The sequence below is a fragment of the Stenotrophomonas nitritireducens genome, assembly GCF_001700965.1.
Lineage (GTDB): Bacteria > Pseudomonadota > Gammaproteobacteria > Xanthomonadales > Xanthomonadaceae > Stenotrophomonas > Stenotrophomonas nitritireducens_A.
The window spans coordinates 3,999,132-4,025,137 of record NZ_CP016756.1 but is presented as its reverse complement, the minus strand read 5'-3'; the positions used below and the strand labels follow the sequence as shown (position 1 = coordinate 4,025,137).

Below are 26,006 nucleotides of genomic sequence, written 5' to 3'. Positions count from 1 at the left end.
CGGGGGCCGGCGGTTTGCTAATATCCCCCAGCGCCCTCGCGGCGCACCCTATGGACGACGACCCTTATCCCCCGCCAAAGCGCCGGATCCCGCCACTGAGCGGCCGCCGCCACCGCAAACACCCGCCCTCCCTGTCACCAACCCGGGGAGAGACCCGTGTTTGAATTTTTCATCGTATTGGCCTTGATTCTGCTCAACGGCTTCTTTGCCATGTCCGAGATGTCGGTCATGACCTCGCGCAAAAGCCGCCTGAAACAGCTGGCCGGCTCAAGCAAGCGCGCCGCGCGCGCCCTGGCCCTGTCCGAAAAGCCCGAAAACTTCCTGTCCACGGTGCAGATCGGCATCACCCTGATCGGCATCCTGACCGGTGTCTACGGTGGCGACGCCATCGGTGGCGCCATCGCCCAGCAGCTGCAGGCCATCTTCCCGGCCCTGTCCGCCAATTTCTCGCTGTTCGGCGCGGTCCAGCCCTGGTCGGACTTCCTCGGCAAGACCCTGGCCGTGGCGCTGATCACCTACCTGACGCTGATTTTCGGCGAACTGGTGCCCAAGCGCGTCGCCCTAACCCGCTCGGAGGACATTGCCGGCATCGTCGCCGTGCCGATGAGCTGGCTGGCCCGCATCGCCGCCCCCGGCGTCTGGCTGCTGTCGCACTCCACCCGCCTGGTGCTGCGCATGCTCGGCCTGGGCAAGACCGAATCGGCGTCGGTCAGTGAAGAAGAAATCCGCATGCTGGTAGCCGAAAGCCACGAGCAGGGCGTGATCGACAGCCACGAGCGCGACATGATGAACCGCGTCATGCGCCTGGGTGACCGCACCGCCGACAGCCTGATGACGCCGCGCAACCGCATTGCCTGGCTGGACACCAACGCTGATCCGGAAAAGAACCTGCAGGCAATGCGCGACCACGCCTTCTCCCGCTACCCGGTTTACCGCGGCAATGACCAGGACATCGCCGGCATTCTCGAGGTCAAAAGCCTGGTCACCCGCATCAGCGGCGGCAGCCACAACCTGTTCGAGAACCTGCGCGAGACCCTGTACGTCTCCGAATCCACCCACGCGATGAAGCTGCTGGAAATCTTCCGCGAGGAACACCAGTCGATGGCGTTGGTGGTGGACGAATACGGCGAAATCCAGGGCCTGGTGACCATTTCCGACCTGATGGGCGCCGTGGTCGGCCGCCTGCAGGCCACCGAGAACACCGACGATGACGCGCTGGTGATCACCCGCGAAGACGGCTCGCTGCTGGTCGACGGCTCACTGCCGGTGGATGACCTGCAGGAGCTGATGAACGGCGCAGAGCTGCCGGATGCCGAAGAAGGCGACTACTACACGCTGGCCGGCATGTGCATGCACTACTTCGGCCGCATCCCGCACGCAGGCGAGTACTTCGACTGGGCCGGCTGGCGCATTGAGATCGTCGACCTGGACGGTGCCCGCATCGACAAACTGCTGCTGTGCAGGCTGCCGGAAGAAGACACCGATGACATCACCGGCTGACCCGGGCGGCACCGCGCCGGACAGCGCCAGGACGGCGGGCGGCGGTTACCGCAACGAAGGTATCCGCACCCTGCTGGCGATGTTTGAACAGGGCGACCCGGACGAACACCTGCCATTGGGCAAGGTGCTGCAGGGGCTGGAACAAAGTGCGTTTGGCGTATTCCTGTTCATCGCCATCCTGCCCGCCTTCATCCCGATCCCGGGCATAGGCGGTGCGGTCAGCAGCCCGCTGGTGTTCCTGATCGGCATCCAGCTGTTGTTCGGCATGTCGCGGCCGTGGCTGCCGGGTTTCATCGCCCGGCGTGGCCCCAAGCGCAGCACGGTGCACAGGTTTCTGGGCAAGATCAGCCGCCCTCTGCGGCGCCTTGACCGCATGCTCAAGCCCCGCCTGCAGGCGCTGATCGTGCCACTGCCGGCACGCATGCTCACTGGCGTGCTGCTGTTGCTGGTTGGGCTGTTGCTGTCGCTGCCGATCCCGTTCACCAACTATCTGTTCGGCTTCCAGCTGCTGTTGTTCTCACTGGCGCTGCTCGAACGTGATGGCGCGTTGATGCTGTTCAACTGGATCGCGGCGATCACCGCCGGGCTGTTCTTCGGGCTGGGCTCCGGCCAGCTGATCAGCGAGAGCATCGCCCTCGCCCAGCGCTGGATGAACTGACCGTAGTGCCGAGCCACACTCGGCAGAGGCTTTACCAGCAGCCCCCCACATGTAGTGCCGAGCCATGCCCGGCAGAGGCCTTACCGGCAACGCATCAGTAGCGTGGGAGCGGCCTCAGCCGCGAAGCAGATGGTCAATCAGATTGCATCGCCACGGGTGGTTTCAATGCCATCGGCTTCGCGGCTGACGCCGCTCCTACAAACAGGCCTTACCGGTAACGCCCCAGCGCAGCATGGCTGCGCTCTACCAAGGCCTTGCCAGCCCCGCAGCTTAGGCCGCGCCCACGCGCTGCCAGGCCTGCATCGCCAGATCGAACGACTGCAGCCGCGCGGCGGGATCATGGATATTGGCGGCCAGCATCATTTCATCCGGGCGATGCCGTTCGGCAAAGGCAACCAGGCCCTCGGCCACCTGCTCCGCGTCACCGACGATGCTGCACGCCAGCGCACGCTCGACGCCCGCCTTCTCATGCGGGGCCCAGAACGCTTCGATGTCATCCACCGGCGCAGGAATCAGCCCCGGCGTGCCGCGCCGCAGATTGACGAATGCCTGCTGCTGGCTGGTGAACAGCCGCTTGGATTCAGCCTCAGAATCACTGGCCACCACGTTCAAAGCGAGAATCGCGTATGGCTGCTGCAGATGCTCGGAAGGACGGAAGTCGCGGCGATACAAGGCCAGCGCCTCATCCATCGCGTCCGGGGCGAAGTGCGAGGCAAACGCAAACGGCAGGCCCATCTGGGCTGCCAGACGCGCACTGAACAGGCTTGAGCCCAACAGCCATACCGGCACCGGAATGCCGCCGCCGGGCACTGCCTGCACCGTCTGCCCCGGCTGCACCGGTGCGAAGTAATGCAGCAGTTCGGCGACGTCCTGCGGGAACTGGTCGGCGCTGTCGAAATAGCGGCGCAGCGCACGCGCGGTCGGCTGGTCGGTGCCAGGTGCGCGGCCCAGGCCCAGGTCGATGCGATCCGGATACAGCGAGGCCAGCGTGCCGAACTGCTCGGCCACCTGCAGCGGCGAATGATTCGGCAGCATCACCCCGCCTGACCCCACACGGATGCGCGACGTCGCCCCAGCCACATGCCCGATCAGCACCGCGGTGGCGGCGCTGGCGATGCCGGGCATGTTGTGGTGCTCGGCCAGCCAATACCGGTGATAGCCCCAACGGTCTGCGTGCTGGGCCAGCTCCAGCATGTTGGCGAATGCCTGCCGCGGGGTCGAACCCTCGCAGACCGGGGCCAGGTCAAGGATGGAAAGGGGGATCATTCTGCGGTCTCCATGGACGATGCAAATGACATGGGGCTTGTCCCCGCATTCTCCATCCAGTCAGCGCGGTTTCTGCCGGGACACTGTTTTCCAGACCCTGCGGCCTCCCGGATTCAGCCCGGCAGCTCGTCCTGGCGGTCCACCAGCGGCTGCAGCTGCGCGTCCAGCGCCACCCGTTCATCGAACACGAAGCAGCGGCCGTCATAGCCCTCGCCGCCCACTTCCTCGAAGTAGCCGAGGATGCCGCCTTCCAGCTGCAGCACGTTGTGCATGCCATCGTTCTGCATCCACAGCGCGGCCTTTTCACAGCGGATGCCGCCGGTGCAGAAGCTGACCACGGTCGCATCGGCCAGCGCCTCGCGGTGCGGCTCCAGCGCGGCCGGCAGGTCGGTGAACTTGGCGATTGGCAGGGTCAAGGCACCTGCGAACGTACCGTGCGCGAATTCCTGCCAGTTGCGGGTGTCCAGCATCACCACCCGCTTGCCCTCGTCATCATGGCCCTGCCGCAACCAGCGCTGCACGGTGGCCGGGGCCACGCTGGGCGCGCGCGGGTAATCCAGCGGCTGGCCGTCATCACGGCGGAAGCTGATGATCTCGGACTTGAACTTGGCCTTGAGCCGCGCGAACGGCTGCATCTGGCTGTGGCTGTACTTAATGCGCATGTCTGCGAAACGCGCATCGGCCTTGAGCTGGCGGTAGAAATCCTCGATGCCCTCGGCACTGCCGGCCAGGAACAGGTTGATGCCTTCTTCGGCGATCAGGATGGTGCCCCGCAACTCCAGCGCCTTGGCGCGCTCATGCAGGGTGGCAGTCAACGCTTCGGCATCGGCGAGCGGAACGAAAAGATAGGCAGCGGTATTGACGATCATGCGCATAGTTTAAACGACGGCCCGCGCAGCGTTGTGCTGCAAAGGGACTAGCGACTGTAGGAGCTGTGGGAGCGGCGTAAGCCGCGAAGCTGGTAGCGCGTGAAAGGCGACAAAAACTTACCCCTCCCCAACCCTCCCCTTGCCTTCGGCAAAGGGAGGGAGCAACCGCTTACCCCTCCCCAGCCCTCCCCTCCGCCTGCGGCGCAAGGGAGGGAGCAACGTCTTCGGCAAAGGCTGGGCGCAAAGCAGCTTCGCTGCCGCCCTGTCAGCCTCGCAGCAGGAAAAACGGCAGCAATACCAGCGCCGCAGCCACCAGCATGCCCAGCAATACCGCGATCACGAAGCCCGGGCGCTGCCGCAGCATCGAGCCAAAGGTTTCAGCCGTGCCATCGCGCAATGCTGCCTGCCGCTCATCGCGCACACGCTGCCCACGTTCAGCCTGATAGGTCGCCATCAAGGCCTTCGCGCGGGGTTGGTCGTCGTTGTCGCGCAGCCAGATGCCGCCACTGGAAATACCCCAGGGGCTGGCTTCGGTGCGGTACCAGGCGATGCCATTGCGGTCGAGCAGCTGCCCGACCTCGAAGCTTTCGTCGTCGCCGACATTACGTAGATTGAGCAGCAGTTTGGCCATGCCGCCATGATACCCGGCGACGATGCGCTACCCTGCACGCCCATTTCAACGGAGCGCGCCATGCGTCGTCTGTTCATCCCGCTGCTGCTGTCCCTGCTGGCCGCCGGCTGCACCCCGCCTGGCCCGCCGCCGGGCGGCACGATTGCCAAGTTCGAACACATCGATACCCAGCCCGGCACTGGCGCCGAAGCCGTGCCCGGCAGCAAGGTGACGGTGCATTACACCGGCTGGATCTACGACGAGCGCAGCGCCGACAAGCACGGCGAGAAGTTCGACAGCTCGGTGGATCGCGGCGAACCGTTCAGCTTCAACCTTGGTGACAAGCAGGTCATCCGCGGCTGGGACGAAGGTGTGGCTGGCATGAAGGTTGGCGGCAAGCGCACGCTGATGATTCCCGCCGAATACGGCTATGGCAATCGCGGCGTCGGCCCGATCCCGGCCGGCTCCTCGCTGGTCTTCGATGTAGAACTGCTCGATGTCAAAGCTCGCTGATAAAACCGTTGCCGTCATCGGCGGCGGCCCGGCCGGCCTGTTCGCCGCCGAACGCCTGCGCGCGAGCGGGCTGAAGGTCAACCTGTACGAGGCCAAGGGCTCGCCCGGGCGCAAGTTCCTGATCGCGGGCAAAGGTGGGCTCAACCTCACCCATTCCGATCCGCGGCCGCTGTTCGACAGCCGTTACCGGGAACGCCAGGCCGAGGTCGCCACATGGCTGGATGGCTTTGATGCCGACGCCCTGCGCCGCTGGGCAGCGGAGCTGGGCGTGGAAACCTATGTCGGCAGTTCCGGCCGGGTATTCCCGGTGGACCGCAAGGCCGCACCGCTGCTGCGCGGATGGGTACGCCGTTTGAAGGAACAGGGTGTGCGCTTCCACGTGCAGCACCGTTGGCTGGGCTGGAGCGAAGACGGCGGCCTGCGCATGGCCACCGCCGAAGGCGAGATCAGCGTGCACGCCGATGCCACGGTGCTGGCCGTGGGCGGCGGCAGCTGGCCGGAACTGGGCTCCGATGGCAGCTGGATGCCCGTGCTGCAACAACGCGGCGTTGATACCGCGCCGTTACAGCCCGCCAACTGCGGCTTCGATATCGATTGGACACCGCACTTCAGCAGCCGCCATGCCGGTGCACCACTCAAACCGGTCATCGCGCACTGGACCGACCTGCAGGGGCAGGCACAAGCGCTGCAGGGCGAATGTGTGGTGAGCCAGTACGGCATTGAAGGCAGCCTGATCTATGCGCTGGCCGCCGACCTGCGCGAGACCCTGAATCGCGATGGTGCGGTGACCCTAGGACTGGATCTGGTACCGGGCCGCGATGAAGCGCGCCTGCTCGCCGACCTTGGGCGCGACCGCAAGGGCCGCAGCTTCGGCGAGCATCTGCGCCGGGCCGCCGGCCTGGACGCAGCCAAGGCCGGCTTGCTGTTTGAAGTGCTGGGCAAGGATGCCGGCAGCGACCTTGCCGCGGTGGCACGTACACTCAAGCGCCTTCCGCTGTCGCTGTTGCGCCCGCGCCCCATGGCCGAAACCATCAGCACCGCTGGCGGTGTTCGCCTGGAAGCGCTGGACGATGGCCTGATGCTCAAGGCGCAACCGGGCGTGTTCTGCGCCGGCGAAATGCTGGACTGGGAAGCCCCTACCGGCGGCTACCTGCTGACCGCCTGCTATGCCAGCGGCCAGCGCGCCGCCGAAGGCGTGGAGCGCTGGCTCCGGTAGTGCCGACCCATGGTCGTACGCCGCGACACTGGCAATCAATCAGATTGCGGAAAAGCCGGTCCCTCATTATTCCCGGCTTCGCGGCTTACGCCGCTCCCACAACGGCTGTGATCAGCACATCTTGCTGGTGCGCAGCGCCGCGATACGCGCCGGCGGCGTGAACGAATCACTGCGTGCTTCGGCCCAGTATTCGCGGAACACGGTGTGCTCGGGCACCTTCTTCAACAGCTCGCCCGGTGCCAGATAGCGATACAGGCTGGCCAGCGAACGGATCTCCACCGGCGATACACGCCGCAGGATGTGCTCTGGGCCCAGCTCGGACGTATCGTGCAGGCCGGCTGCGCCGAGCAGATCGCGCAGCGCGCGCATGGTGTTCTGGTGGTAATTGAACACGCGCTGGCCCTTGTCCACCGGTTCCAGATGGCGCCAGCGGCTCGGGTCCTGGGTGGCGATACCGGTCGGGCATTTGTCGTTGTGGCAGCTGAGCGACTGGATGCAGCCCAGCGCGAACATGTAGCCACGCCCGGCATTGCACCAGTCAGCGCCCAGGGCGATGGTGCGGGCGATATCAAACGCCGTGGTCACCTTGCCGGCCGCACCCAGGCGGATGCGGTCACGCAGCCCAAGTCCAACCAGCGTGTTGTGCACCAGGATCAACGCTTCATTCATCGGCACGCCTACGTGATCGATGAACTCGGCGGGCGCAGCGCCGGTGCCACCTTCGGCACCGTCGACCACGATGTAGTCCGGCATCATCCCGGTTTCCAGCATCGCCTTGGCGATACCGAACCATTCCCACGGATGGCCGATGGCCAGCTTGAAGCCGACCGGCTTGCCACCGGACAGCTCACGCAGGCGCACAACGAACTGCAGCAGTTCAATCGGCGTGGAGAAGGCCGAATGCTTGGACGGCGAGACGCAATCCACGCCCATCGGCACGCCACGGGTTGCGGAGATTTCGGCGCTGACCTTGGCCGCCGGCAATACGCCGCCGTGGCCGGGCTTGGCACCCTGCGAGAGCTTGATCTCGATCATCTTGACCTGATCGGAACTGGCGTTCGCGACGAAGCGCTCTTCACTGAAACGGCCGTTGTCATCGCGGCAGCCGAAATAGCCCGAGCCGATTTCCCAGACCAGATCACCGCCATTTTCGCGGTGATACGGCGAGATCGAGCCTTCGCCGGTGTCGTGGCAGAAGCCGCCCAGCTTCGCGCCCTTGTTCAGCGCGCGGATCGCATTGGCCGACAGGGAACCAAAGCTCATCGCCGAGATGTTGAACACGCTGGCCGAATAGGGCTTTGCGCATTCGGCACCAATCACCACACGGAAATCGTGGTGCGCAATGGTGGTGGGTGCCAGCGAATGATTGATCCATTCGTAGTCCACCGCATAGGCACTGCGCAGCGTGCCGAACGGCACCACGTCCATTTCGTTGCGCGAACGCTGATAGATCAGCTGCCGCTGCTGGCGCGAGAACGGCACGTCTTCAAGATCGCTCTGCACGAAGTACTGGCGGATCTCCGGGCCGATCGATTCGAAGCCGTAGCGGAAATGCGCCAGCACCGGATAGTTGCGTCGCAATACACTGCGCCGCTGCAGCACGTCCCAGGTGCCGAGCAAGGCCATCAGTCCGAACAGGCCCACGCCCCAGTACCACGCAGGCCAATGGGTAGCCAGTGCCAGCGATACTGGCAGCAGGATCAGTGCCAGCACATAAACCAGATAACGATGCATTACCGTCCTCGACCTACACGGATGCCGGATTCTACAACCGGTCGTCCACCACTTGCCTCGGCCAGGCCGATTTCACGTCATAGACCACCATGTCCGGCACACCCAGGGCACGGATCTGCGCGGCATTGAGAGCCCGGAACTGCTGGTGCGCCACGGCCAGCACCACTGCGTCGTAACTACCCTGCTGCGGCGCGTCGACCAGCGACACGCCGCCCAAGTCGTGCGCATTGCGCGGATCGGCCCAGGGGTCATAGGCGTCGACCTTGGCACCGGCCGCGGCCAGCATCTGTACAAGGTCCAGGCCACGGCTGTTGCGCAGGTCCGGGCAATCCTCCTTGAACGTCACGCCCAGCACCAGAACACGCGCGTTCTGCAGTGATTTGTTTTTATCCTCAAGCAGGCCGCGCACGCGGGTGACAACATGCGCCACCACCCGGTTGTTCACTTGCCGCGCGGTATGGATCAGATCCGGGTGGTAACCCACGCTTTCGGATTTGTGCAGCAGGTAATACGGGTCAACGCCAATGCAATGGCCGCCCACCATCCCGGGCCGGAACGGCAGAAAATTCCACTTGGTACCCGCCGCTTCCAGCACATCCAGGGTATCGATGCCGAGTTTGTCGAAGATCAGCGCCAGCTCGTTGACCAAGGCGATGTTCACGTCGCGCTGGATGTTCTCCACCACCTTGGCAGCCTCGGCCACACGCAGCGATGACGCCGGCCAGGTACCGGCGGTAATGATGCGCCGATACAGGCCATCCACCAGCGCCGCCGCCTCGGGGGTGGAGCCGGAGGTGATCTTCTTGATATCCGGAAGGCGCCGCTGGCGGTCGCCCGGATTGATCCGCTCCGGGCTGTAGCCGCAGTAGAAATCATGGTTGAAGCGCAGCCCCGAGCCCTGTTCCAGCAACGGCACGCAGACCTCTTCGGTCGTGCCCGGATACACGGTGGATTCGTAGATCACCAGGTCACCGCGCTTGAGCACGCTGGCAATCAACGCCGTCGCGCTGCGCAGCGGTGCCAGATCCGGCTGCTCATAAGCATCGATCGGGGTCGGCACGGTGACGATGAAAACATTGCGCGCGGCCAGTTCAGCCGCAGCCGAGGTATAGCGCACATGCACCGCCGCGCGCAGTTCGGCATCGTCCAGTTCCAGCGTATGGTCGTGCCCGGCCTGGAGTTCGGCAACGCGGGCGGTATCAATGTCATAACCCAGGGTATCGAGCGTCTTGCCGAACTCGACAGCCAAGGGCAGGCCAACATAGCCCAGGCCGATAATGGCGATCTGCGGCGCAGCCGCTGCGGTGATCTCGGCGCTCATGCCATCCCTTGAGGTTGCAAACTGGTGCCTGGCGCCGGAATCGAAGCGGCCGGCGGATTTCAAGTCACACAGGCAACCCTAACTGATTGATCCAATTGGGACGCAAGTCGACTAAACCGGGCCATTTTCCCACATCGACTGCACAAAAGCTGCACAGCTAGCGAGCGCGGCACCGGTGTCTCTGCGGCCGACCGGAATCCGCGAACAACGGCCTGGAGCATCATCATCTCCCCGGACCGTCTGCGAGGCGTCGATAGTCGACGAGATGGCGCGCAGTTCGTCAAGCAGCCACCGCTGCAAACGAATCGTATACAGCCCGCGCCGGCCATGAGAATCTGGATGACGCCTTCAGCACAATCAGCCCTCCATGCCGTACCGCGCTATCGCCTATGTAAGCACCGCTGCCGGAGGCCTCCACACCGAGGACATCGACAGACTTCTTGTTGACGCTCGCGCTCACAACCAGCTGGCGGGCGTAACCGGGGTACTCCTCTACGATGGCAGTAGGTTCTTCCAATACTTCGAGGGGCCTGATCAAGGCGTGGCACGCATCTACGCCCGTATCCAAGCGTCGCGCATGCATGTGCAGTTGGAAGAACTGTTCGATGAAAACATAGAGATGACGTTCTTTACCCAGTGGCACATGGGTTGCACCAAGATCGAAGGGAGCATCCTGCAGAAGTACAGCACTGGGCAGTGGCATAGAGAAGCCAACTTCCTTCTGCAGGGCCCGCATACGGGGGCACCAGAAATCCTCCAAGATCTCGTCAAATTCTGGGAAGCAGCAAGTCTTCGGCAGTGACTGCCTTCTGGCTGAAACCCTTGTGCTGCGATGGTGCCCGGAGCCGGAATCGAACCGGCAAGGCCTTGCGGCCGGCGGATTTTAAGTCCGATGCGTCTACCAGTTTCGCCATCCGGGCATCGCGATAGCGTGCCTGATTGCGGCCCAATTGTGAACCGCGAAGATGGGCGACGGCTCCGAGCCAGCCGCCATTCCGATCTCAGCCAATCGCCCGCGAGTAGCGTGCAGGCTGCTGCGCGGCCTTCAGATAACGGTCAAAACACATCGCTATAAGCCGCAGCAAGGGCCGCCCCTGCTCGGTCGCGGCGACCACGCCTTCGTTGTAACTGGCCAGGCCATCGTCCTGCAGGTGCCGCAGCGCGACCAGCTCCTCGGCGAAATAGAGGTCGAAATCCACCCCATGGCGGCGCGCCAGGGCATGACCATCCACCCTGCCGTGGCACATCAGCTGCTGGATGAGCTCGGCGCGCAACATGTCATCGCAGTCCAGTTCCAAGCCACGCCAGACCGGCACGCCGCCTTCGGCGATCCTGGCCTCCCATTCTTTGAGATCGCGCGGATTCTGGCTGTAGCTGCTGTCGATATGACTGATGGCACTGACCCCCAGCCCCAGCAGATCGCTGTCTGCGTGGGTGGTATAGCCCATGAAATTACGATGCAGGCTGCCGGCGCGTTGCGCCTGCGACAAATCCTCTTCCGGCAGCGCGAAGTGATCCATGCCGATGTACTGATAGCCGGCAGCCGACAGCCGCTCCACCGCCAGCCCCAGCAATGCCAGTTTCTGCTCCGGATCAGGCAGATCACGGTCCTGGATCTGCCGTTGTGCCTTGAACATGTGCGGCAGGTGCGCATAGCCATAGATGGCCAGACGGTCAGGGCGCGCGTCGATTACCGTATCCAGCGTGCGGCCGAAGCCGCTCAGCGTCTGCAACGGCAAGCCGTAGATCAGATCCACGTTGACCGAACGCATGCCGTTGTCGCGGCAGGCCTGGATGATGGCCATCGTCTCGTCCACCGCCTGCACGCGATTGATCGCCTGCTGCACGGCCGGGTCGAAATCCTGCACACCCAGGCTGGCACGATTGAAGCCCAGCTCGGCCAGCACCGCGATATCGTCAACGCTGACCGAGCGCGGATCGAGTTCGATGGAAAAATCACGCGCGCTGCCCTGGCTGAAATTGAACAGCCGCTGCAGGCCATCCATCAGCCGGCGCAGTTGCTCGGGAGACAGGAAATTCGGGGTGCCACCACCCAGGTGCAGCTGCACCACCTCGCGCTCGCGGGCGAACAGCGGTGCCAGCCAGTCGGCTTCGACCAGCAATTGATCAACATAGCGTTCGCCCTTGCTGCGATCACGGCTGATCACCCGGTTGCAGCCGCAATAGAAGCACGGGCTGCTGCAATAGGGCACATGCACGTACAGCGACAACGGCCGGCCAACCGCGTTGCTGCGCGCCACCGCCGCGCAGAACTGCGCCTGCCCATAGCCATCGTGGAAGTGCGGCGCCGTGGGATAGGAGGTATAGCGCGGCCCCGGCCGATCATGCCGGCGCAGCAGGTCGGCATCGAAGGTCCAGCCCAGGGCGTTGGAGGTCGTCGGCAGCGGCATGTTCATGGCACCAGCTTGCCCGCAGCGCCCCGCAGCCGCCTTGCGTTGGATCAATTCAGACGATTCGTGCGCCGGACCGGGAGCGCTGCCGGTGCCCGAGCGGTTACAGAATCGGGAACGACGGCGTGTGATAGCGCCGCCAGATAGCGCCGGCCACCCGTGCAGCCGCCTCATCGGCCAGGGCCTGCATCGGCGGGTTGCCCAACTCCGCCGTGGCCTGGCTGAACAGCGCCAGCCAACGCTCGAACAGCGGCCATTCCAGCCCCGGAATGGCCAGGTGCTTGGGCATCGGCGCGCCCTTGAAACGAGAGGTGCCGCGCAGCAGCGCGGACCAGAAATCCACCAGCTGGCGCAGGTGCTCCTCCCAATCGTGCACACGCACCTCGAAGATCGGCCCGAGCAGCGCATCCTCGCGCACCCGCGCATAGAAACGCCGCACGAGAAGCTCCACTTCCTGCTCGCTGCATACATCCGGTCCTGCCCGCACCACACACCTCCGCCGCCTTCCGTAAACCAATCTCGAACCAATCACGCCGCCCTGCCCTGCTTGATCAGGATCAACGACGCCGCTCCGTGCAACCCCTAGCCTTGCACACCGGGTTGCCAGCTGTGCCGAACAAGCGCACCGCTGCCGGCCCAATTCTATTCCTCCGCCATGAGGCCTCCGGGAATCCACGATGACCGACCCCGCGATACAAGACAGCCGCCGCGTACTACCAATGATCCAACTGCTGGGCGCCGTGGCGTGGCCCAGCTTCTTCACCGCAGCGGTGATGTCGGCGGTGTTCTTCGCCTTCATCGACCCGCTCCAGCTGCAGCAGATCAGCTTTCCGGCGCATGCCATCAGCCGAGAACTGGGTTATTCGCTGGGCTTTTTCATGTTCTGGGCAGGCACCCTGTGCGCCTGCGGGGTGACGGCGCTTCTGCTGCGCCCGGCGCGCGAGCCGGAGGAATGCTTCGAATGAGGCCGGTGCGCAGCATCGGCGAGGCCAGCGCCAGCCCGGTCCGCAGCCGCGACAGCATCCGCCAGCTCACCACCACCGCCATGCTGGGCGCGTTCTACGGGCTGCCCTGGCTGCATTGGAACGGCAAACCCTGGCTGCTGTTCGATATCGACGCCCGCCAGTTCCAGTTTGCCGGCGTGTCGATGCAGCCGGAACGATCGCTGCCACTGTTGTGGCTGGCGTTGGCGGCACTGGCCCTGCTGGCCTTGGTAACCAGCCTGTACGGCCGCCTGTGGTGCACCTACGCCTGCCCACAAACGGTGCTGACCCGGCTGTTCCGCAAATTGACCGCCCTGACCACGTTCAACGGCCGGCTGACACCGCTGGGGCCGCCGCTCAGGCATGCGTTGTGGGCGGGCATCGCGTTATGGACCGGGATCAGCTTCGTTGGCTATTTCACCCCCATCGCGGACTTGGTCAACGGGATGCTCACGCTCTCGCTCAGTGGCTGGGAGTGGTTCTGGATCAGCTTCTACGGCCTGGCAACCTGGGCAAACGTGGTCTATCTGCACGAGCAGGTCTGCAGCTACCTGTGCCCTTACAGCCGCGTACAGGGCTTGATCAGCGACACACGCACTCCCGCAATCCAGTACAACGCCCCGCGCGGTGAACCCCGCGGGCCACGCCCCGCTGACAATGCCAGCGTATTGCACCGCTCGCGCGGCCTGCTGGACGCCACCACCGCGGCGGACTACGTCTTCCGCGCCGCCCACCCGGCCATTGCCGGCGCCATGCCCAAGTTCAGCGCGGCGCATCTGGGCGACTGCGTCGATTGCGGCGCCTGTGTTGCGGCGTGCCCGATCGGTCTGGATATCCGCAATGGCCGCTCCAGCAGCTGCATCGAATGCGGCAACTGCATGGATGCCTGCGACGACGCGATGGCCGCCAACCATTACCCACTGGACCTGATCCGCCGCGCCCGCCCGGCAAACGATGGCGATGTCGCCAGATCCGGAATACACATCAAGCCACTGGCGTTCGCCGGCATCGCGCTGCTGTGCATCGCGCTGGCGGCATTCACCGCTGCCAGCCTTGCAGGAGCGGCATAAGCGGCGAGGCTGGCATTGCTGGAACCCTTGGCGTCCATGCAATCTGCTCATGAGCCCGCTTCGCGGCTTACGCCGCTCCCACAAAAGCCCTGCGCTGACGGACTGCTTGCTTCCCCGCTCTTGCAAAAGTCCTGTGCAGGAGCCATTACACTGGCGATGCATGCATACCCTTGAAGATCTGAAAGACGGCTCGCTGGCCGGCGCCCAAACCATCCGCCTGGTCAACCAGGGCCTGACCGAGTTCCCGCAGTCACTGTTTGCCCTGGCCGAGACGTTGGAAGTGCTGGACCTCTCCGGCAACCAGCTCACCCATTTGCCCGATGACCTGCAGCGGTTGCACAAGCTGCGCATCCTGTTCTGCTCCAACAATCCGTTTACGCAATTGCCTGCCGCGCTTGGCAAGTGCGCGCAGCTGGAAATGATCGGCTTCAAGGCCTGCGCGATTAGCCATGTCCCCGAGCACAGCCTCCCGCCGCAGCTGCGCTGGCTGATCCTCACCGACAACCAGCTCAGCGAGCTCCCAACTGCTCTTGGCCAGCGCCCGCGCCTGCAGAAGCTGATGCTTTCCTGCAACCAACTCACTGGCCTGCCCGATCTGAACGGTTGCAAGGCACTGGAGCTGCTGCGCATTGCCAGCAACCAGTTCAGTGCAATTCCAGCACCGCTGCTTGCGCTGCCGAAGCTGGCATGGCCGGCGTTGGCCGGCAATCCACTCACCGCCGATGCTGAGCAAATTGCGCTGGCGGATGCGCATCACCACGCCATCAACTATGACGACCTGGAGATCGGTGCGCTGCTCGGCGAAGGCGCAAGCGGCCACATCCATCGCGCCACACGCAAACGCAGCGGTGAGCTGATTGCCGTCAAGGTCTTCAAGGCGGCATTCACCAGTGATGGCACGCCGCAATCAGAACTGGCCGCCGGCCTCGCGGCCGCCGGGCACCCGAACCTCTTGACGCCACTGGCCGTGGTTGAAGGGCACCCGCAAGGTCGTCTGGCAGTGGCGATGCCGCTGCTGCCAGCAACCTACGTCAACCTGGCCGGACCACCCAGCCTTGCCAGCTGCACGCGCGATGTCTACGCAACGGATACCCGTTTCACGCGCACCATCGCCGAACGCCTGCTGGGCTGCATCCGCGAGGCACTCACCCACCTGCATGCACACGGCGTCCTGCATGGCGACCTGTACGCCCACAACGTCCTTTGGAACCCGGCCAACGGCGAGGCCATATTGAGCGACTTCGGCGCAGCGATGTTGAGCAGCGGATTGCCGCCCGCACAGCGCGCGCAGCTGCAGGCAATCGAGTGGCGCGCATTCGCGCACCTTGAAGATGAGATCAGCGCGCGCACCGGCAACTGACAGCAGGCTTTGCCTGCTCACAGCCGCCCAGCATCCTGCACCACGCACCCCGCATCAGGCCCTGCCACCCGCAAACGCGTGGCAGAAGGAATATTCCAGCCTTAAACCGCGGGTTCCCTTCGACCTGTGAGAAATCGCAGGAAACAAAAAAGCCCTGATTTCTCAGGGCTTTAGTGCGTACCTCATGGAGGCCTGGGTCGGAATCGAACCGGCGTACGCGGATTTGCAATCCGCTGCATAACCACTCTGCTACCAGGCCAAACAACTTGCATCGTCGAAGCGATACACCACCTCGACATGAAAAGACCCCGCTGCGGGGGCCCTTTCAGATTTGGAGCGGGAAACGAGACTCGAACTCGCGACCTCAACCTTGGCAAGGTTGCGCTCTACCAACTGAGCTATTCCCGCGTGGTGTGCCGCGCATATTACAGACTTCAGCGGGTATGCGCCAGCGCTTTTAACAATTTCTTTCACATTGTGGGTGAAGAGTGCTGGATGCGGAGGCTGCTGGGCTGAAGGGGCTGGGTGGATTGGGCGCTGTACGGGTAAGGCCCTTGCCGAGCATGGCTCGGCACTACATTGGTGCTGACTCTCTTTTGCGTTGCGGTGAGGGGACTGGCTTTTTGCTGGCCGCTGCAACTGACGTACCATCGCGCCTCCCTCGCATCCCCTGCCCCAGCCTGTCCTGATGACCCAGCAACCGCATCGCGTGCAAGGCCTGAACAACGATGAAGTGGCCGCTGACTGGCCCGCCATCGGCTTGGCCGAGCTCGCCTGGCTGCAGGGTCACTACCCGCAGCTACACGCGGGCACCCAGCTGCTCTGGCACAGCCCGCGGCCGATGTCGGCGGCGGCCATCGTGCAGAGCGCCGGCAACAAGCTGTTCATCAAACGCCACCATCGGCGGGTGCGCAGCGCCGCCTCCCTGCAGGAGGAACACCGCTTCATCCAGCACCTGGCCGCCCACGGCGTGCCGGTTGTCGCCCTGCTGCACGCGCAGGATGGCCGCAGCGCCATCGAGCACGGCGACTGGACGTACGAGCTGCACGCCATCGGCGAGGGATTGGACCTTTACCGCGATGCCCCGTCGTGGACCTTGTTGACCGATATCGAACGCGCGCGCGCGGCCGGCCGCATGCTGGCCACCCTGCACCGCGCCTCGGCCGGTTACCACGCACCGCAACGCAGTACTCATCTATTGGTCGCCCGTGACGATCTGATCCGTGCCGAAGATCCGATCGCCGCCCTCAAGGCCGACCTGCACACCCGCCCCGGGCTGGCGCGTTATCTCGCCCGCATCCCGTGGGAACAGCAATTGCAGCGCAGCGTCATGCCGTGGCATACAGGTTTGGCCGAGCGTTTGCGCACCGAGCCGCGGCTGTGGGCCCATAACGACTGGCATGTCTCCAACCTGCTGTGGAGCTCCGACCACGCCGTCAGCGGCGTCAGCGGCGTCAGCACGGTACTGGATTTCGGCCTGGCCTCGCCCACCAGCGCCCTGTTCGACCTAGCCACTGCCATCGAACGCAACGCAGTTGCCTGGCTGGAACTGGAGCGTGGCAACGACGCGGTGCGCATCGATATCGCACTGGCCCTGCTTGAAGGTTACCGCGAGGTATTGCCGTTATCAGCCGAGCGCGTGCACCTGCTGGCCGACCTGCTCCCTATGGTGCATTTCGACTTCGCACTGTCCGAAGTGGAGTATTTCGAAGGCATCACCGGCTCGACCGCCAACGCCGATGTCGCCTGGCAACCGTTCATGCTCGGCCACCCGCAATGGTTCGGCAGTACCCCCGGCCAGGCCCTGCTGCATGCCCTGCACGACGCAGCCTGAAGCAAGCCGGCTCGCAAATCATTCGCATTTGTAGTGAAATGCCCTCCTGAAGCGGGGGTGCCTGGAATGCCAGGCTGAGAGAGTCCCTTGGAACCTGATCCGGTTTGCACCGGCGTAGGGAGCTTTGAGCAGCAGTCGTAGCGCCGTCATTGGCGCTGCGCATGCGCGCCTTCGCTTCGTCTCCCTTGGTGTCTGAAGACGAATCGAATGAACCGCTGCCTGCGCCCCACGCTGTTGTCCCTCGCCCTGAGCACCGCCCTGCCGCTGTATGCCAGCGACACCGGCCTTGATGCGCCCGTCGAACACTCCCCGACCGAACTGGCCGCCGTACGCGTGCAGGCTCGCCAGCCGGAAGCGGACACCTCCCGCGTCAACAGCTTCGGCAGCGGCGACTGGAAAAGCACGCCAGCCTCGATGAACGTGCTGGACCGCGACCTGCTCGACCACCAGCAGATCCGCTCATTGTCCGAGCTGGCCAGCAACGATGCCTCGCTCGGCGATGCCTACGCGCCGGTGGGTTACTACCAGAACATCGCCATCCGCGGCTTCGCGCTGGATACCGCCACCGGCTACCGCTTCAACGGCATGTCCATTGCCGGCGAACAGCGCCTGGCATTGGAAAACCTGCAGTCGGTGGAAATCCTCAAGGGTGAGGCCGGCCTCGCCGCCGGCGTGATGGCGCCGGGTGGCATCATCAACTACGTCGGCAAGCGACCGGCGGAAGTGCGCACCCTCACCCTCGGCAGCGATGCCGAAGGTTCGCGCTACGCGGCCATCGACGTCGGCCACTGGCTGACGCCGCGCTTCGGCCTGCGCTTCAACGCGGCCTGGGATGACAGCACGTCCTACATCGAACATGCCGATGGCCGCCGCAACTTCTATGCACTGGCGACTGATTGGCTGATCAGCGAACGCGCCAAACTTGAAGTGGACGCCAACTATCAGACCAGCGCGCAGCGCTCGGCATCCGGCTACCAACTGCTAGGGGGCAGTACGTTGCCGACCGGCGTGGACCGCGAGCACATGCTCGGCTACCAGCCGTGGCAGCAGCCGGTAGGCATCGCCAGCACCAACATCACCGCGTTGCACACCTACGATTTCAATGCCAACTGGCAATCACGCGTTGCGCTCAGCCACAGCCGCACGGTAATCGACGACAACGTCGCCTTCGCCTACGGCTGCTACTACGCTGCGCAATGCGCCGATGGCAGCGTGCCAGGCAACTACTTCGCACCCAATGGCGACTACGACATCTACGACTACCGCAGCCCGGACGATACCCGCCGCAACCAGGAACTGCTCGCCGAACTGCGCGGCAGCTTTGACACCGGCAGCCTCGGCCATCAGCTGACCGTGGGTGCAGACCAGTTCCGCCGCACCGTGGACAAGCGCCGCAACGTCAACGAATACGTCGGCACGGTCAATATCCACGACCAACAATTGCCGGTATTCGAGCCCTCGCCACTGCAGCCCGGTGCATCGGCACGCCGCCTGGACAGCCGCCAGACTGCGGTTTTCGCACTGGACCGCATCCAGCTCAATGAAGACTGGCAGTGGCTGGCCGGCGGCCGTTACGTGCGCCTGGACGAACGCGCCTACGACAAGCGCGGCAACCCGCAGCGCCGCAGCCGCCTGTCGCGCTTCCTGCCGCAGACCGCCGTGCTGTGGAAAGCCAGCGACAGTCTCAATGCCTACGCCAGCTATGTCGAAGGCATCTCCCTGGGCCAGGAGGCGCCGTTCTGGACGTCGAATGCCGACACCTTCCTGCCTGCAGTGCAATCGCGCCAGCTCGAAGTCGGCGTCAAGTACGCCAGCAGCGAACAGCTGAGCCTGGGCGCGGCATTGTTCCGCACCACCCAGCCCTATCAGTACGCAAAGCCGGACAGCAGCGATGTCGGCTACACCTTCGTTGAAGAGGGCAAGCAGGCCCACATCGGCCTGGAACTGACTGCCAACGGCCAGCTCACCGATGCATTGCAGATCATTGCCAGTGCCAGCGTGCTGCAGGCGCGCGCACGCGATACCGGCACGCCCAGCTACCAGGGCCACCAGCTGGTCAACGTACCCAAGCTGCGCGGCAGCGTGCACCTGAGCTATGCCCTGCCCTTCATCGAAGGTCTGGACCTGACCGGCGGCTGGCGTTACGCCTCAGCCAATACCGCGCGTGCTGATGGCGCCGTGCGTGCGCCCAGCTACAGCGTGTTCGATGCCGGCCTGCGCTTCCAGCACCAGCTGCAGGGCCACGCAGTGAACTGGAACCTGTCGGTGGACAACGTCTTCAACCGTTTCTACTGGCGTGACACCGGCAGCAGCCTGGGCGACTACTACCTGTTCCCCGGCGCACCACGGCAGGCCCGCGTATCGGTGAGCTTCGCGCTGTGAGCAGCGCCATGCTCGAATGGTCGGCCGCGCTGTGCAGCATTCTCGGCGTGTGGCTGATGGCACAGCGGCGCATGATTGCGTGGCCAGTCGGCCTGGTGTCGGTGGTGCTGTACGCGCTGGTGTTCATCGAGGCCAAGCTCTACTCGGACAGCTTGCTGCAGGCCGCCTTCGCCGGCTTCCTGGTGTATGGCTGGATCAACTGGCGCCGGCACGCCGCCGATGAAGGCAGCGTGCGCATCGTGCCCCTGTCGCGCAGCAAGATGCTGCGTGACCTCGGTATCGGCCTGCTCGTTGGTGTCGCCCTGGGCGCCGGCATGCACCGTTTCACCGATGCCTCACTGCCATGGCTGGACGCGATGCTGACCGGCCTGAGTCTGGTCGCGCAGTGGTGGCAGGCACGCCGCCACACCGCCACCTGGTGGCTGTGGATCGTGGTCGACGTGGTGTACGTGGGTGCGTACATGTTCAAGTCACTGCATGTGACGGCCGCGCTGTATGTGTTCTTCCTCGGCCTGGCCGTGGTCGGGCTGCGCGCATGGAGTGCAGCGGCCAACAGCTCCGCAGCGGAGCCCGCGGCGCACGGCGCGCGCTGAGCGGCGCTACGCACTGCCACTGCTGCCGGCATCGGCAGCAGCTGGCTGAAGACAAAAACCACGGGCAACAAAAAGGCCCCGTAAGGGGCCTTTGTCTACCTGCAGATATCACATGGAATCTGCAGGTCATTATCTGGAGCGGGAAACGAGACTCGAACTCGCGACCTCAACCTTGGCAAGGTTGCGCTCTACCAACTGAGCTATTCCCGCGGATTGAATGTGACAGCCGCCAAGCGGACAACCAGCATTCGAAGATGTGTTGCAAGACTGGAGCGGGAAACGAGACTCGAACTCGCGACCTCAACCTTGGCAAGGTTGCGCTCTACCAACTGAGCTATTCCCGCAGGCTTGCTACATCTATTTACTCACCAACCCACAAAAAACATGGACTGACGCTTGAAACTGGAGCGGGAAACGAGACTCGAACTCGCGACCTCAACCTTGGCAAGGTTGCGCTCTACCAACTGAGCTATTCCCGCTTGGGAGGCGAAATTCTACATGCATTGGCAGCAGTGTCAACAGCCTGTTCACTTTTTGACTGCACCGTTCCGGGCGGCTTTTTCGTCCTCGCGCAAGCTCGGCCAGGCCGCGCGCAGATACTGCAGCGCAGACACCAGCGTCAGCAAGGCGGCGATGGCCAGCATCCAGTCACCTATATGGAAAACAGGCTCACCCATCCAGATGGTTTTGAACGAGGTGTTGGGTGACACCGAGTACAACAGGCACAGCAGCGCCACCATCTGCGCGGTGGTCTTGACCTTGCCGATCATCGCCACCCGCACCTTGGCACGCTGGCCGATTTCGGCCATCCATTCGCGCAGCGCCGACACCGCGATTTCGCGGCCAACAATCACCGCTGCCCAGAACGCCATCCAGGGTGTTGGATGCCCCTGCACGATCAGAAACAAGGCCACCGCCACCATCAGCTTGTCCGCCACCGGATCCAGGAACGCACCGAACGCCGAATGCAGCTCGTACCGCCGCGCCACCCAGCCATCCAGCCAGTCGGTGATTGCCGCCAGGCCAAAAATGGCCGCCGAGGCGAAGTTCGTCCAGGCGTAGGGCAGGTAGAACACCAGCACCAGCACCGGGATCATCATGATCCGCAGCAGCGTCAGCCAGGTGGGGATGGTCAATTTCATTACAACATTACTCCGCCGCCGGATCAGGCACCGACAGACCATGAAGGTTAGCGTAGATACGTGCGGCGAGGGCGGCATTGATGCCTTCCACGCGGGCGATTTCCGCCTCACCTGCCGCCTTGAGGCCGGCAATTCCGCCGAAATGCTTGAGCAGGCTCGCGCGCCGGCGGGGCCCGATACCGGGAATATCTTCCAGTTTGCTGGTCATGCGCGCCTTCTGACGGCGCCCACGGTGGCCGGTGATGGCAAAGCGGTGGGCCTCGTCCCGCACCTGCTGAATGAACTGCAACGCCGGCGAGGCCGCGCCGGGACGCAGTTCGCGGCCATCGGGCAGCACCAGCGCCTCGTGACCGGCGCGACGCTCCACCCCCTTGGCAACGCCGACCAGGGTCACGCCTTCCACGCCCAGGTCCGCCAGCGCCGCCTGGGCCTGTGCAAGCTGCCCGGCACCGCCGTCGATCAGCAGCACGTCCGGCAGCACCCCGCCCTCCTCCACCGCACGGCGGAAGCGCCGGTCGATGGCCTGGCGCATGGCGGCGTAATCGTCGCCCGGCTCAATGCCACTGATGTTGTAGCGCCGGTACTGCGCGCGTACCGGGCCGGCCGCATCAAACACCACGCACGAGGCCACCGTGGCTTCGCCCATGGTGTGGCTGATATCGAAGCACTCCACGCGCTTGACCGGCTCGGCCAGGCCCAGCAGCTCGCGCACCGCTTCGCTGCGCGCGTGCTGCGCGCCAACGCTGTCCATCTCGGCCACGAGGGTGATCTGCGCGTTGCGGCTGGCCAGTTCCACATAACCCGCGCGTTCGCCGCGCACGTTCCATTTCAACGCCACCTTGCGCTCGGCCGAGGCACTGAGTGCGGCCTCGATCATCTCCGCATCCGGAATCTGCCGATCCAGCAGCACTTCAGCCGGCGGCTCATGCTCGACGTAGTACTGCGAGACAAACGCGGCCAGAACTTCCTCGGCGCTGTCTTCGCCATTGGTACGCGGGAAGAACGCGCGCGTACCCAGATTGCGGCCGTCACGGAACGCCAGCAACATCACGCAGGCGCTGGCGCCCTGGGACGCGCAGGCCAGCACGTCCAGATCGGCGGCGCGCCCGTCCACATACTGGCGGTTCTGCATGCTGCGCAGCGAGGCCACCAGATCGCGCAGCCGCGCGGCACGCTCGAAGTCCAGTGTGTCGCTGGCCTGCTGCATGGCCTGCATCAGTTCAGCGGCAAGCTGGTCACTCTTGCCTTCCAGGAACATCGCCGCACGCCGCACCGACTCGTCGTACTCGGCCTGCGGCACCAGCTCCACGCAGGGGCCGCTGCAACGGCCGATCTGATATTGCAGACAGGGCCGCGAGCGGTTGCGAAACACGCTGTCTTCGCAGCTGCGCAGCTTGAACAGCTTGTGCATCAGGTTCAGCGTTTCGCGTACCGCGCCGACACCGGGATACGGCCCGTAGTACCGCCCAGGCACTGCACGCGGCCCCCGATGCAGGGCGATGCGCGGCCATTGCTCACGGGTCAGCAACACCTGCGGATAGGTTTTGTCGTCGCGCAGCGACACGTTGTAGCGCGGGTTCAGCGACTTGATCAGCTGGTTTTCCAGCAGCAGCGCTTCGGCCTCGGTACGGGTAACCGTGGCGTCCATCCGCGCCACCTGCGACAGCATCATCATGATGCGCCGGCTCTTCGGCGAGCCGTTGAAATAACTGCCGACGCGCTTGCGCAGCGCACCGGCCTTGCCCACATACAGCAAGGTATCGTCAGCGGCGTACATCCGGTACACACCGGGCGCAGTACTCAACGCCGCGGCAAACGCCTTGCCATCGAACTCATTGGCGACTACGTCGGTCATCCTTCTATCGGCACTTCACTCAATTCGCCACTGAGCGGATCAAACCGCAGCACGGCATGCGCGTCGGCCTCGGCGATCCAGATGGCACCCGCCGCCACTGCCAATGCGGCCGGGCCATGCAGGCGACGCGGCAGATTGACGGTAGACAGATCGCCGCCGCCCAGGCGCAAGGTACGCAGCGAGCCGTTACCCGCATCTGCGATCCACAGCAGCGGCGAATCCGGCCCCATCGCCAATGCCAGGGGATATTGCAGGCGCGCACGCAGGCGCGGCCCGTCGACATTGCCCGATTCCCACGGGCCCTGCCCGACCAGCGTCTGCACGAGATCACCGCGCAACTGCACCGAGCGGATTGCAGAGCCAAGCGAATCGCAGACATACAGGGTCTGCTGGACGGCAACCAGGCTGCTGGGCTGCGCGAATGCCGCCAGATGGCCACTGCCATCACGCACTTCCACCGCGCCGGCGCCCGCCCGCCAACGCAGCTCGCGGCTGCCCAGGTCGTAGCTCCAAATATGGTTGTCGCCGGCCATGGCGATATGGATCTGATTGTCAGCCACCGCCACCGCGGCCGGATGATTGAGTGGGCTGTCCCACGGCTGCGCCAGCACCCCGGCGCGCGGGTCGCCCGCGCGGCCGTTACCGCACAAGGTATCCACCTGCCCGCTGATCAGGTTGATGCTGCGCAGGGCATGGTTGCCGGTATCGGCCACATACAGGATCTCGCGCACCAAGGTCAGGCCCTGCGGGCGATTGAAGGCGGCCTCGCCAAGCCCGCCATTGATCAGGTCGGCACTGCCCAGACCGAACTGGCGCAGCACGCGGCCGGCATGGGTGCATTCCAGAATTCGATGATGGCCGGTGTCGGCCACGTACAAGCGGTCGGCGGTGGCTACCAGCCCGGCCGGAAACAGCAACGGCAGGCGCGGTTCGGCATTGATTTCGCGGATACCGTCGCCGTCGTCATCCAGCGGCCGCGACACGCCTTCGCTAAGGCTGTTCAAGGCGCGCTCCAGGTCACCGGACGCGCCTACCAGCCGCTCGCGCTCCTGGCCGTAACCATCCAGCATCACCAAGGTCGGCCAGGACTGCACGTCAAACCGCCGCCATGCATCCCACTGCGCATCCAGCACGATGGGCGCACTTACGCCCTGCCGACGCAACAGCTTCAAGGCATGCTGCGGCTCGCGCTCGAACTCGAATCGCGGCACCTGCACCACCAGCAACTGTACCCGGCCCGGGTTGCGTGCCTGCCAGCGCCTGACATCGGCCAGGCGCTGCATGCACCACACCGATGCACCGTTGACGAAGGCCAGTACCAGCGGACGCCCACGCAAATCCTGCAGGCTCACCGGCGCTGCGTTGAGCCAGATGGCGGAAGTGGGCAGTTCCAATACGCGGGTTTCGTTCATGCTGGGATTATGCCGGAGTCCTCGCGTCGCGACAGGCGCCGCACCGTGACCTGGGCCGCAGCATCGATCAGTGCCCAGCTGTGCTCGAAATCTTTCACATCACCGTAATAGGGGTCCGGAATCACGTCACTGCCGGTGATGCCAGCCCACGGCAGCCACAGCACCGCCCGCGTGGCCAAGCCCGCAGGCGCCAATGCCTGGGCGTCACGCAGGTTCGCGCCGTCCGCACACAGAATCAGATCGTATTCCTCGAAATCCTCGGCCAGCAGCTGGCGCGCGCGCTGGCCGGAAATATCCGCGCCATGGCCGTGCGCGCAGGCAACAGCTCGAGGGTCGGGGCCGCGCCCGGCGTGCCAATGACCGGAGGTGCCAGCCGAGTCGACCTGCACCCAGCCATCCAGCCCTGCCTCGGCGATCCGTGCCCGCAAGGCACCCTCTCCCATCGGCGAGCGGCAGATGTTGCCCAGGCAGACCACCAGCAATTTCAAGGCGCTGCCCGCATCTGCACGTCGGCGCGCAGCAGGTCTTCCGGGGTATCGATACCCGGCGGAAATGGCGCGGGCGACATTCCCACGGCAATCCGGTAGCCCGCCTCCAGTACCCGCAGCTGCTCCAGCGACTCGATCTGTTCAAGATTGCCGGGCGGCATGGCTGCGAACGTCTGCAGGAAGCCGGCGCGGTAGCCATAGATGCCGATATGCCGCAGCCACTGCGCCGGCGGCAGGCTGTCACGGCTGCGGGCAAAGCCATCGCGGTGCCAGGGAATTGGTGCGCGGCTGAAATACAACGCATCCCCCTGCGTGCTGCGCACCAGCTTGACCACATTCGGATCGAACAAGGTGGGCGCATCCTCGACCAGCGTGGCCAGGGTGGACATGGGCGCGCCGCTGTCAGCGAGGATGTCCGCCACCGCACGGATGCCGGCTGCCGGCGCGAACGGCTCATCCCCTTGCAGGTTCACCACGATGACATCGTCCGCCCAGCCTGCCTGGCGGGCGCATTCGGCCAGCCGATCAGTACCGGAGGCGTGCGCCGGGTCGGTCATCGCCACATGAATGCCGGGCAAGCCCGCCACCGCCTGCGCGATGCGCGCATCGTCGGTCGCCACCCAGACCTCGCGGGCGCCGGCAGCCAGGGCGCGGCGCGCCACGTGCAGCACCATCGGCTCGCCGGCGATCAGCGCCAGGGGCTTGCCGGGCAGGCGGGTGGAGGCATAGCGGGCCGGAATGGCCACCACAAATTCAGCAACAACGCTCATCTCAACTCCTTCCAACGCG

23 protein-coding genes, 6 tRNA genes and 1 riboswitch are annotated in these 26,006 nt (G+C 64.7%); of the genes, 11 read left to right on the top strand and 18 right to left on the bottom strand.

What is annotated here, in order from left to right:
• Window positions 1–156: 156 nt before the first annotated feature.
• Entirely contained in the window at window positions 157–1,500 is a 1,344-nt protein-coding gene (locus tag BCV67_RS17155; RefSeq protein WP_062168074.1) for a hemolysin family protein, read from the top strand.
• Entirely contained in the window at window positions 1,484–2,158 is a 675-nt protein-coding gene (locus tag BCV67_RS17150; RefSeq protein WP_062168076.1) for an exopolysaccharide biosynthesis protein, read from the top strand. Before BCV67_RS17155 ends, BCV67_RS17150 begins: the two co-directional genes overlap by 17 nt.
• Window positions 2,159–2,428: 270 nt before the next feature.
• Here BCV67_RS17150 and BCV67_RS17145 read toward each other — a convergent pair whose 3' ends face one another.
• The 3 genes from BCV67_RS17145 to BCV67_RS17135 form a co-directional block, all read right to left on the bottom strand.
• Window positions 2,429–3,424, bottom strand: a complete 996-nt coding sequence (locus BCV67_RS17145) for an LLM class flavin-dependent oxidoreductase (RefSeq protein WP_062168078.1) — start codon at window positions 3,422–3,424, stop codon at window positions 2,429–2,431.
• A 113-nt stretch (window positions 3,425–3,537) separates the two neighbouring features.
• The gene (locus BCV67_RS17140; protein ID WP_062171593.1) at window positions 3,538–4,293 is read right to left on the bottom strand and encodes a sulfurtransferase; all 756 of its coding nucleotides are present in this window, start codon (window positions 4,291–4,293) and stop codon (window positions 3,538–3,540) included.
• A gap of 265 nt (window positions 4,294–4,558) precedes the next feature.
• A complete protein-coding gene (locus BCV67_RS17135; protein ID WP_062168080.1) occupies window positions 4,559–4,924 on the bottom strand; it encodes a DUF6164 family protein in 366 nt (121 codons plus the stop codon).
• Window positions 4,925–4,984: 60 nt separating this feature from the next.
• Here BCV67_RS17135 and BCV67_RS17130 point away from each other — a divergent pair, with 60 nt between their 5' ends.
• A complete protein-coding gene (locus BCV67_RS17130; protein WP_062168082.1) occupies window positions 4,985–5,416 on the top strand; it encodes an FKBP-type peptidyl-prolyl cis-trans isomerase in 432 nt (143 codons plus the stop codon).
• Window positions 5,400–6,632 carry a TIGR03862 family flavoprotein gene (locus BCV67_RS17125; RefSeq protein ID WP_062168084.1) on the top strand — a complete coding sequence of 411 codons (1,233 nt, stop codon included), beginning with the start codon at window positions 5,400–5,402 and terminating at the stop codon, window positions 6,630–6,632. The genes BCV67_RS17130 and BCV67_RS17125 overlap by 17 nt, the downstream gene beginning before the upstream one ends.
• A gap of 111 nt (window positions 6,633–6,743) precedes the next feature.
• On the opposite strand, the gene BCV67_RS17120 is transcribed toward BCV67_RS17125, so the two are convergent.
• Together BCV67_RS17120 and BCV67_RS17115 are read right to left on the bottom strand one after the other, a co-directional pair.
• On the bottom strand, window positions 6,744–8,366 hold the full coding sequence (locus tag BCV67_RS17120) for an FMN-binding glutamate synthase family protein (protein WP_062168087.1): 1,623 nt from the start codon (window positions 8,364–8,366) through the stop codon (window positions 6,744–6,746).
• A gap of 31 nt (window positions 8,367–8,397) precedes the next feature.
• Window positions 8,398–9,687 carry a nucleotide sugar dehydrogenase gene (locus BCV67_RS17115; protein WP_062168089.1) on the bottom strand — a complete coding sequence of 430 codons (1,290 nt, stop codon included), beginning with the start codon at window positions 9,685–9,687 and terminating at the stop codon, window positions 8,398–8,400.
• 367 nt (window positions 9,688–10,054) lie between these two features.
• Between BCV67_RS17115 and BCV67_RS17110 the strand changes: the two genes are divergently transcribed.
• Window positions 10,055–10,489: a BLUF domain-containing protein gene (locus BCV67_RS17110; protein ID WP_062168091.1), complete on the top strand. Its 435-nt coding sequence runs from the start codon at window positions 10,055–10,057 to the stop codon at window positions 10,487–10,489.
• Between the two features lie 31 nt (window positions 10,490–10,520).
• Here the strand turns inward: BCV67_RS17110 and BCV67_RS17105 are convergent.
• From BCV67_RS17105 to BCV67_RS17095, 3 genes are all read right to left on the bottom strand, one after another.
• Window positions 10,521–10,607: transfer RNA gene (locus BCV67_RS17105), tRNA-Leu, on the bottom strand.
• A gap of 81 nt (window positions 10,608–10,688) precedes the next feature.
• Window positions 10,689–12,098 (bottom strand): oxygen-independent coproporphyrinogen III oxidase, encoded by a 1,410-nt coding sequence (gene hemN, locus BCV67_RS17100; protein WP_062171595.1) that lies wholly within the window; start codon window positions 12,096–12,098, stop codon window positions 10,689–10,691.
• Window positions 12,099–12,201: 103 nt separating this feature from the next.
• A complete protein-coding gene (locus BCV67_RS17095; protein ID WP_428999484.1) occupies window positions 12,202–12,585 on the bottom strand; it encodes a group III truncated hemoglobin in 384 nt (127 codons plus the stop codon).
• Window positions 12,586–12,775: 190 nt separating this feature from the next.
• On the opposite strand from BCV67_RS17095, the gene BCV67_RS17090 reads away from it, so the two are divergent.
• The 3 genes from BCV67_RS17090 (at window position 12,776) to BCV67_RS17080 (ending at window position 15,511) form a co-directional block, all read left to right on the top strand.
• A complete protein-coding gene (locus BCV67_RS17090) occupies window positions 12,776–13,063 on the top strand; it encodes a hypothetical protein (RefSeq protein ID WP_062168095.1) in 288 nt (95 codons plus the stop codon).
• Window positions 13,060–14,151, top strand: a complete 1,092-nt coding sequence (locus BCV67_RS17085; RefSeq protein ID WP_062168097.1) for a 4Fe-4S dicluster domain-containing protein — start codon at window positions 13,060–13,062, stop codon at window positions 14,149–14,151. The genes BCV67_RS17090 and BCV67_RS17085 overlap by 4 nt, the downstream gene beginning before the upstream one ends.
• Window positions 14,152–14,311: 160 nt before the next feature.
• Window positions 14,312–15,511 carry a leucine-rich repeat-containing protein kinase family protein gene (locus BCV67_RS17080; RefSeq protein WP_062168099.1) on the top strand — a complete coding sequence of 400 codons (1,200 nt, stop codon included), beginning with the start codon at window positions 14,312–14,314 and terminating at the stop codon, window positions 15,509–15,511.
• A 185-nt stretch (window positions 15,512–15,696) separates the two neighbouring features.
• Here BCV67_RS17080 and BCV67_RS17075 read toward each other — a convergent pair.
• Window positions 15,697–15,770 (bottom strand) — tRNA-Cys (locus BCV67_RS17075).
• Between the two features lie 73 nt (window positions 15,771–15,843).
• Window positions 15,844–15,919, bottom strand: a tRNA-Gly gene (locus BCV67_RS17070).
• 280 nt (window positions 15,920–16,199) lie between these two features.
• On the opposite strand from BCV67_RS17070, the gene BCV67_RS17065 reads away from it, so the two are divergent.
• The 3 genes from BCV67_RS17065 (at window position 16,200) to pnuC (ending at window position 20,320) form a co-directional block, all read left to right on the top strand.
• A complete protein-coding gene (locus tag BCV67_RS17065) occupies window positions 16,200–17,345 on the top strand; it encodes a phosphotransferase enzyme family protein (protein WP_062168102.1) in 1,146 nt (381 codons plus the stop codon).
• A 43-nt stretch (window positions 17,346–17,388) separates the two neighbouring features.
• Window positions 17,389–17,483, top strand: a riboswitch (TPP riboswitch).
• 69 nt (window positions 17,484–17,552) lie between these two features.
• Complete coding sequence (locus BCV67_RS17060) at window positions 17,553–19,727, top strand: TonB-dependent receptor (protein WP_062168104.1); 2,175 nt, start codon at window positions 17,553–17,555, stop codon at window positions 19,725–19,727.
• Window positions 19,728–19,735: 8 nt separating this feature from the next.
• Window positions 19,736–20,320, top strand: coding sequence for a nicotinamide riboside transporter PnuC (gene pnuC, locus BCV67_RS17055; RefSeq protein WP_062171597.1), 585 nt, complete (start codon window positions 19,736–19,738; stop codon window positions 20,318–20,320).
• A gap of 134 nt (window positions 20,321–20,454) precedes the next feature.
• Here the strand turns inward: pnuC and BCV67_RS17050 are convergent.
• The 8 genes from BCV67_RS17050 to kdsB all read right to left on the bottom strand — a co-directional run bounded on the left by BCV67_RS17050 (window position 20,455) and on the right by kdsB (window position 25,987).
• A tRNA-Gly gene (locus tag BCV67_RS17050) sits at window positions 20,455–20,530 on the bottom strand.
• 58 nt (window positions 20,531–20,588) lie between these two features.
• Window positions 20,589–20,664 (bottom strand) — tRNA-Gly (locus BCV67_RS17045).
• 59 nt (window positions 20,665–20,723) lie between these two features.
• Window positions 20,724–20,799, bottom strand: a tRNA-Gly gene (locus tag BCV67_RS17040).
• A 48-nt stretch (window positions 20,800–20,847) separates the two neighbouring features.
• Complete coding sequence (gene pgsA, locus BCV67_RS17035) at window positions 20,848–21,462, bottom strand: CDP-diacylglycerol--glycerol-3-phosphate 3-phosphatidyltransferase (RefSeq protein WP_062168106.1); 615 nt, start codon at window positions 21,460–21,462, stop codon at window positions 20,848–20,850.
• 7 nt (window positions 21,463–21,469) lie between these two features.
• Window positions 21,470–23,317: an excinuclease ABC subunit UvrC gene (gene uvrC, locus BCV67_RS17030; RefSeq protein WP_062168108.1), complete on the bottom strand. Its 1,848-nt coding sequence runs from the start codon at window positions 23,315–23,317 to the stop codon at window positions 21,470–21,472.
• A complete protein-coding gene (locus BCV67_RS17025) occupies window positions 23,314–24,729 on the bottom strand; it encodes a hypothetical protein (protein WP_062168110.1) in 1,416 nt (471 codons plus the stop codon). Before BCV67_RS17025 ends, uvrC begins: the two co-directional genes overlap by 4 nt.
• The gene (locus BCV67_RS17020; protein ID WP_062168112.1) at window positions 24,726–25,217 is read right to left on the bottom strand and encodes a low molecular weight protein-tyrosine-phosphatase; all 492 of its coding nucleotides are present in this window, start codon (window positions 25,215–25,217) and stop codon (window positions 24,726–24,728) included. Before BCV67_RS17020 ends, BCV67_RS17025 begins: the two co-directional genes overlap by 4 nt.
• Window positions 25,214–25,987, bottom strand: a complete 774-nt coding sequence (gene kdsB / locus BCV67_RS17015) for a 3-deoxy-manno-octulosonate cytidylyltransferase (protein WP_062168114.1) — start codon at window positions 25,985–25,987, stop codon at window positions 25,214–25,216. Before kdsB ends, BCV67_RS17020 begins: the two co-directional genes overlap by 4 nt.
• Window positions 25,988–26,006 lie beyond the last annotated feature (19 nt).